This is a genomic window from Brachybacterium atlanticum (genome assembly GCF_025669985.1).
GTDB lineage: Bacteria > Actinomycetota > Actinomycetes > Actinomycetales > Dermabacteraceae > Brachybacterium > Brachybacterium conglomeratum.
The window spans coordinates 1-6615 of record NZ_JAKJJW010000061.1 but is presented as its reverse complement, the minus strand read 5'-3'; the positions used below and the strand labels follow the sequence as shown (position 1 = coordinate 6615).

Here is a 6615-nt window from a genome sequence, read left to right as displayed (position 1 = left end):
ACCAGCCCCCGACCACCACCCCGACTCCCGAGCCGGCCGCTCTTGCGGCTTGACTCAGAACATAGGGACACCCCCCCCCCGAGCGGCAGCTCGCGAGCGCGCTCGGCGTGGGCCGCTCGGTGGTGTGCGGGGAGCTCGCGGTGTTCGAGATCCTCGGGATCCTCGACGTGCGCCGCGGCTCAGGCACCTCCCTGCGAGGCGGAGCGAGCGAGCTGCTCCCTCCAGTCCTTCCGCTGGGACTGATGATCAGCGAGCGCCGGACCCCGCCCTGGTGACCCTCTCCGCATCGTGCTCGCGATCCCGATGTGTCTGCTCGTCCGCCTCGTCGGCAAGCGCGCGACCTCGAAGGGCTTCGCGCTCTCCCCGGGAATCGGGGAGAAGTACGCCGGCACCGGCGCCGCCGAGCTCGGCAGCGGTTGGCACGGTCGCCGCGCCGCCGTCAGGGCGGCCGTCGGTGCGTTTGACGGCGCAGCGGCCGACGGGCCTCTCCTGCCGATCGGCACCCCCTGCCCTATCGCGTACGTTTCCTATAGGATCAATATGCTGCGGCGCGGAGCGCCCGGCTCCCCCCACGACCCCGCGCCGTCGACCCCGCACGGCAGCACCCGGAGGAATCCACGATGACGTACCTCTTCAACGACCCGGCCGCCTTCGCCGCCGACGCGGTCCAGGGCCTGGCCCTGGCCCACCCCGACCACGTGGCCGTGGTCCACGGCGGCGTGGTCCGCGCGACCGAGACACCCGCCGGCCAGCCCGCCCTCGTGATCGGCGGCGGCTCCGGCCACTATCCCGCCTTCGCCGGCTGGGTCGGTCCCGGCATGGGCCACGGCGCCCCCTGCGGCAACGTGTTCGCCTCCCCGTCGGCCTCCCAGGTGTACTCCGTCGCCCGCAACGCCGAGAACGGCGGCGGCGTGATCCTCGGCTTCGGCAACTACGCCGGCGACGTACTGCACTTCGGCGCCGCGGCCGAGAAGCTGCGCGCCGAGGGCATCGACGTGCGCATCATCAAGGTCAGCGACGACATCGTCTCCAACACCCCCGAGAACCACCGCGACCGCCGCGGCATCGCCGGCGACCTGCCCGTCTTCAAGATCGCCGGCGCCGCGATCGAGGCCGGCGCGGACCTCGATACGGCCGAACGCCTCGCCTGGAAGGCCAACGACGCGACCCGCTCCTTCGGCGTCGCCTTCGACGGCCCCACCCTCCCCGGCGCCGCCGGCGCCCTCTTCCACGTGCCCGAGGGGCAGATGGGCGTGGGCCTGGGCATCCACGGCGAGCCCGGCGTGCGCGACGAGCCGATCGGCACCGCCGACGAGATCGCGACGATGCCGGTCGAGGGAGTCCTCGCCGAGCAGCCCGAGCGCAGCGAGGGCGGCTACCAGGGCCGCGCCGCGGTGCTCGTCAACGGCCTCGGCACCGTGAAGTACGAGGAGCTCTTCGTCGTCTACGCGAAGGTCGCCGCACTGCTCGAGACCGCGGGCATCACGCCCGTCCGCCCCGAGGTCGGCGAGCTCGTGACCAGCCTCGACATGGCCGGCCTGTCCCTGACCCTGGTGTTCCTCGACGAGGAGCTCGAGCAGCACTGGCTCGCGCCGGTGGACACCCCCGCCTTCCACCGCGGCGCGATGACCGGCGCGGCGGAGCGCCCGCGCCGCACCGCCTTCTGGGAGGCCGGGGCCGACGAGACCCCAGCGGCGAGCAGCGAGTCCCGCGAGGTCGCCGGGAAGGTCGCGGGCGTGCTGGACCTGTTCGCGGGCGTGTGCGTGCGCGAGGAGGCCGAGCTCGGCCGGATCGACGCGATCGCGGGCGACGGCGACCACGGCCAGGGCATGGCCTACGGCTCCAAGGGCGCCGCGGCCGCCGCGCGCCAGGCGCTCGAGGACGGGGCCGGGGCCCGCACTTTGCTGGTCCGCGCCGGTGAGGCCTGGTCCGAGTCCGCCGGCGGCACCTCCGGGGCGCTCTGGGGCGCGGCCCTCATCGCGGCCGGCGCCGTCTACGACGACCAGGCCGGCGCCGAGGCGCGCACCGTCGTGGACGCGGTGGACGCCGGGATCGACGCGGTCCAGCGCCTCGGCGGCGCGCAGGTGGGCGACAAGACCATGGTCGACGCCGCCGCGCCCTTCCGCGAGGAGCTCGCGAAAGCCTTCACCGGCGAGAACGCGGCCGAGGCGATCCTGCAGGCCGCGGACGTGGCCCGCGAGGCGGCCGAGGCGACGGCCGAGATCACTGCGACCCTGGGCCGTGCCCGCGTGCTGGGCGAGAAGTCGGTCGGCACCCCCGATCCTGGCGCGATCTCCTTCTCGATCCTTATGCGCGAGCTCGGCCGGCACCTGTCCTGACCCGGGCAGAGGCCTACCCTCGAAAGTGTGCAGTTCTGAACCAGTTCGGCCCCGGAAGTGGCTCAGAATCGCACCCGACTCGACCCGCCCCCGGCCTGCTGCCACCTGACCGCGTTCCATCACCACTGGAACAGCTCCACCGACCCCTACCCCTCGACTCCGAAGGAGAACATCATGGCTCTGACCATCGTCACCGGTTCCGACAACGCCGGCTACGGCCACAAGTCCGCGCTCAAGGAGCTGCTCGAGAACGATCCCCGCGTCGAGAAGGTCATCGACGTGGGCGTGACCGGCCGCGAGGACGGCACCTACTACCCCAACGTCGCCGTCGAGGCAGCGGAGAAGGTCGCCGCGGGCGAGGCGGACCGTGCTCTGCTGATCTGCGGCACCGGCCTGGGTGTCGCGATCTCGGCGAACAAGGTCTCCGGCGTCCGCGCCGTGACCGCGCACGACCTCTACTCGGTGCAGCGTTCGGTGCTGTCGAACAACGCACAGGTGTTGTGCATGGGCGAGCGCGTGATCGGGCTGGAGCTCGCGAAGGAGCTCGTGAAGGTGTGGCTCGACCTCGAGTTCGACCCCGAGTCGTCCTCGGCGGCGAAGGTCGACGCGATCTGCGCCTACGACGGCTCCCTCGAGAAGTGAGCTGACGCCGGGCCCGAGCCCGGCACGGTACCGCGGGCTCGGCAACGGGCTCCGGCCCGGGGCCTGCCGCTCGGGCGCGATATCACCGGGTCGGGCTCGGTACCTGGGCAGTCATCGCACCGACGCCCCTGCGCGTTCCCACCGGGCGGTTGTTCGACGTCGGGTACCAGGACCCGACCAGTTGTTCGACGTCCGGTACCAGGAAACTGGTACCGGACGTCGCACAACCCCCGCGAGGTGGTACCGGTCCTCGAACAACACGTGCCTGGTGACGCGTGGCGCTGATCGCCGCAGCCCCCTGCCGTCGCGGCAGCGCCGGAGGCCTACTCCGCCAGTGCCTTCCCCCGCTGCTCGGGCAGGGTGAAGGCCGCGGCGGCGGCGACGGCGAAGGCGAGCGCGAACACCCCGAAGGCGAGCCACTGCCCGCCGGCGAGCACCAGCGCCGGCACCAGGAACGGGGCGATGATCGAGGCGAGGCGGCCGAAGGCGGCGGCGGCGCCCGTGCCCGTGCCGCGCACCGCGGTGGGGTAGAGCTCCGGGCCGATCGCGTACAGTGCGCCCCAGGCGCCGAGGTTGAAGAAGCTCAGCAGGCAGCCGGCCACCAGGATCATCGCCTCGGAGTCGGCCATGCCGTAGCCCACGGCGGACAGCGCCGAGCCGGCGAGGAAGATCGTGAGGGTCCAGCGCCGTCCCAGCACCTCGATCAGCCAGGCCGCGGCGGCGTAGCCGGGGATCTGGGCGAGCGTGATGATCAGGGTGAAGGTGAACGACTTCGTGAGGTCGAAGCCGCGATCCACCAGCAGCGTCGGGATCCAGATGAACGCGCCGTAGTAGGAGAGGTTGATGCAGAACCACACCACCCACAGCCCGGCGGTGCGGGCGCGGAGGGACGCCGACCAGATGCCGCCGGTCGCGACCTGATCGGCCTCCGGCACGACGCCGACCGCGTCGGCGGAGACACGGCCCTCATCGCCGACGCCGGTGATCTGAGCGTCGGGCGCGGTGGGGGCCTCGGGGGAGTGCGGGGCCGCCGGAGTCTCGGCACCGATCCCGGCGGAGACCTCGAAGTCGCGGACGATCCGCTCGGCCTCCTCGTGACGTCCCTTCGTCTCCAGGAAGCGGACGGACTCGGGCATCCCGAGACGGATCACCAGCGAGTAGACGGCCGGGATCATGCCGAGCGCGAGCGCCCAGCGCCATCCGGCCGGCCCCGACGTCGCCACGAACGTGCCGATCACGGCGGCGAGGATCCAGCCGCCGGCCCAGAACGCCTCGAGCCACACGATGATCCGGCCTCGGATCCGGGCCGGCGCGAACTCGCTCATCAGCGTCGAGGCGACGGGCAGCTCGGCGCCGAGCCCCAGGCCCACCACGAAGCGCAGCGCGATCAGCGCGCCGACGCCCAGGGCGAGGGCGGAGGCGCCGGTGGCCAGGCCGTAGACGAGGAGGGTGAGGGCGAAGACGGAGCGTCGGCCGATCCTGTCGGCCAGCAGCCCGCCGAGGCTCGCGCCGATCGCCATTCCGGCGAAGCCGGCGGAGGCGATGAGGGACCCGTCGGACTTCGCGAGGTCCCAGTGGACGGTCAGCGCGGCGATGACGAAGGAGATCAGGCCGACGTCCATCGCGTCGAGCGCCCAGCCGATGCCGGAGGCGCCCAGCAGCTTGCCGTGCTTGCGGGTGAAGGGGAGGCGGTCCAGGCGCTGCGACCGGGTGAGCGGCCGGCTGACCGGGGCCGCGGACTCCGGGCCGAGGGGGGAGGGGGTCATGACATCTCCGAGACGAGGGGAGGGGTGGGCACATCATGGCCCACCGCGACCGCTGCGTCGTGCGGCGTGGATCACACCGACGGGCGCCGCGGCGCGCTGCCGGAGGCAGGGCTCCTGGTCAGCGTGAGAAAAAGTGGGACGTCTCGGAAGGGTTGCGGTTCCGGGGCTGTCTCGCGCGGTCTCGGCACGCGGGACGATCGGCGGCCGACGGGCGTCGGCCCGAGGGGCATCGCCGCCGCCGAGCTGCCGCGCCCGACGGGCCCCGTCGGCCGCTCGGCCTCGGACCTCCCGACGGGACCGACAGGTCAGCGCCGGGGATGGGAGACGAGGTCCACCTCGGCCTCGCCGCGCAGCACCGCGAGAGCGCGCCGGGCACGGGCGGCGCCCCAGGTCGAGAGCAGCTCTGCCCGGTCCTCCTCGATGAGCGCCCAGTCGTCGAGCTCCGAGGCCTGCGGCACGATCTCCGCCTCGAGCTGTGCGCGCGGGATGATGCCGGCGTCGAAGATGAAGTGCACGCCCATCGGGGCGCTGCGCACCGGACTCGCCGCCAGCCAGTCCACGGCGAGAAGGCGGCCCACCTCGACGTCCAGGCCCAGCTCCTCCATGACCTCGCGCTGGGCGCACTGCCGGGCGTCCTCGCCGGGGTCGACGCCGCCGCCGGGCAGCAGCCAGTGCGGGCGGTAGTTCGGCTTCTCGATGACGAAGCGGCCGTCCTCGTCGCGCAGGATCACCGCTCCCGAGGTGATGACCTTGGGCAGCGAGGCGAAGTAGGCGGGGTCGGGGAGGAGGCGCGGCATGCCTGCCATCGTGTCATCGGCGGGCGGGTGGCGACCAGCGCGTCCCGTCGCCGTCCGTGGTGACGAAGCGCAGGCGTGTGCCCGGCCCGGCCTGGGCGAGTCGGTCCAGACCAGTGCGCGTGAGCACGGCGATCACCGGGTAGCCGCCGGTGGTGGGGTGGTCGGGGCCGAAGACGACCGGGAGCCCCGAGGGCGGCACCTGCACCGCCCCGGGCAGCATCGGTTCGCTCGGCACGGACGCCGCGCCCGAGGGGACCGGCATCGCCGGCCCGTCGAGCCGCACCCCGACCCGGTCCGAGTCGGGTCGCACGGTCCAGTCCGTGCCGAACAGCGCCTCGACCGCCTCGTCGCCGAGCAGCTCGGCGCGCGGGCCGATGAGCACGGCGATGCGGATGGTGTCCTCGTCGGGATGCTCGGCCGACGACGACGGGACGGCGTCCCCGGCGGCCGGCACCGCGTCGAGGCCGCGCTCGGGGGCGACGAGCAGCAGGTCGCCGGCCTGCAGCGGATCCGGGCCGAGGTCGGAGAGGGTGTCGCGGGAGCGTGCGCCGAGCACCTCGAGCAGCTCGTCGTCGGCGGGATCCTGCCGCCTCACCTGCGTGATCCCGCCCCGGACCGCGAGGACCAGACGCAGCCCGTCCGCGGCCGGGCCCACCTCGATCCGGTCGCCGGGGTCCAGGGCGAGGGCGCGTTCGCGGGAGACGTCGGCCGGCAGCTCCACGTCGCCGACCTCGTCGTCGCCGCGCCCGATCCGCACCGGGGCCTGCGCGCCGGAGACGGCGACGACCGTCGGCGCGGCGGCGCGCAGCGCGAGCGGTCCCAGCAGGATCTCGAGCGCGGCGGCGCCGGAGGGATTGCCGACGGCGCGGTTCGCGCGCTGCAGGGCGCCGCGGTCGAAGGCGCCCGACCGGCTCACGCCGATCGCCGCCCGGCCCGGCCTGCCGGCGTCCTCGATCAGGGCCAGCGGACCGGGGGAGAGGACCTCGAGCGCGGGGCGGGAGTCCGTGGCGCCGACCAGCGGCTATCCCGTCATCGAGCGCGAGGACGCCCCGATCCGCGCCTACCGTGAGG

The 6615-nt window shown here is 73.8% G+C and carries 7 protein-coding genes; 4 read left to right on the top strand and 3 right to left on the bottom strand.

The window, feature by feature from the left end; translation table 11 throughout:
• Positions 1–140: 140 nt before the first annotated feature.
• From L3K22_RS16710 to L3K22_RS16430, 4 genes are all read left to right on the top strand, one after another.
• Entirely contained in the window at positions 141–275 is a 135-nt protein-coding gene (locus L3K22_RS16710) for a hypothetical protein (RefSeq protein ID WP_308445959.1), read from the top strand.
• A 13-nt stretch (positions 276–288) separates the two neighbouring features.
• Positions 289–624, top strand: a complete 336-nt coding sequence (locus L3K22_RS16440) for a hypothetical protein (protein WP_263312345.1) — start codon at positions 289–291, stop codon at positions 622–624.
• The gene (locus L3K22_RS16435; RefSeq protein WP_263312344.1) at positions 621–2339 is read left to right on the top strand and encodes a dihydroxyacetone kinase family protein; all 1719 of its coding nucleotides are present in this window, start codon (positions 621–623) and stop codon (positions 2337–2339) included. The genes L3K22_RS16440 and L3K22_RS16435 overlap by 4 nt, the downstream gene beginning before the upstream one ends.
• A 174-nt stretch (positions 2340–2513) precedes the next feature.
• The gene (locus L3K22_RS16430) at positions 2514–2981 is read left to right on the top strand and encodes a ribose-5-phosphate isomerase (protein ID WP_263312343.1); all 468 of its coding nucleotides are present in this window, start codon (positions 2514–2516) and stop codon (positions 2979–2981) included.
• Positions 2982–3304: 323 nt separating this feature from the next.
• Here the strand turns inward: L3K22_RS16430 and L3K22_RS16425 are convergent, their stop codons facing one another.
• The 3 genes from L3K22_RS16425 to L3K22_RS16415 form a co-directional block, all read right to left on the bottom strand.
• Positions 3305–4747 carry an MFS transporter gene (locus tag L3K22_RS16425; protein WP_263312342.1) on the bottom strand — a complete coding sequence of 481 codons (1443 nt, stop codon included), beginning with the start codon at positions 4745–4747 and terminating at the stop codon, positions 3305–3307.
• Positions 4748–5052: 305 nt separating this feature from the next.
• Complete coding sequence (locus L3K22_RS16420) at positions 5053–5544, bottom strand: NUDIX domain-containing protein (protein WP_263312341.1); 492 nt, start codon at positions 5542–5544, stop codon at positions 5053–5055.
• Positions 5545–5557: 13 nt separating this feature from the next.
• On the bottom strand, positions 5558–6460 hold the full coding sequence (locus tag L3K22_RS16415; protein ID WP_263312340.1) for a 5-oxoprolinase subunit C family protein: 903 nt from the start codon (positions 6458–6460) through the stop codon (positions 5558–5560).
• Between the last annotated feature and the right edge of the window lie 155 nt (positions 6461–6615).

Coding starts and splice junctions, on each gene's coding strand:
- L3K22_RS16435 (WP_263312344.1), top strand. CDS start 621: ATGACGTACCTCTTCAACGACCCGGCCGCCTTCGCCGCCGACGCGGTC.
- L3K22_RS16420 (WP_263312341.1), bottom strand. CDS start 5,544: ATGCCGCGCCTCCTCCCCGACCCCGCCTACTTCGCCTCGCTGCCCAAG.
- L3K22_RS16430 (WP_263312343.1), top strand. CDS start 2,514: ATGGCTCTGACCATCGTCACCGGTTCCGACAACGCCGGCTACGGCCAC.
- L3K22_RS16425 (WP_263312342.1), bottom strand. CDS start 4,747: ATGACCCCCTCCCCCCTCGGCCCGGAGTCCGCGGCCCCGGTCAGCCGG.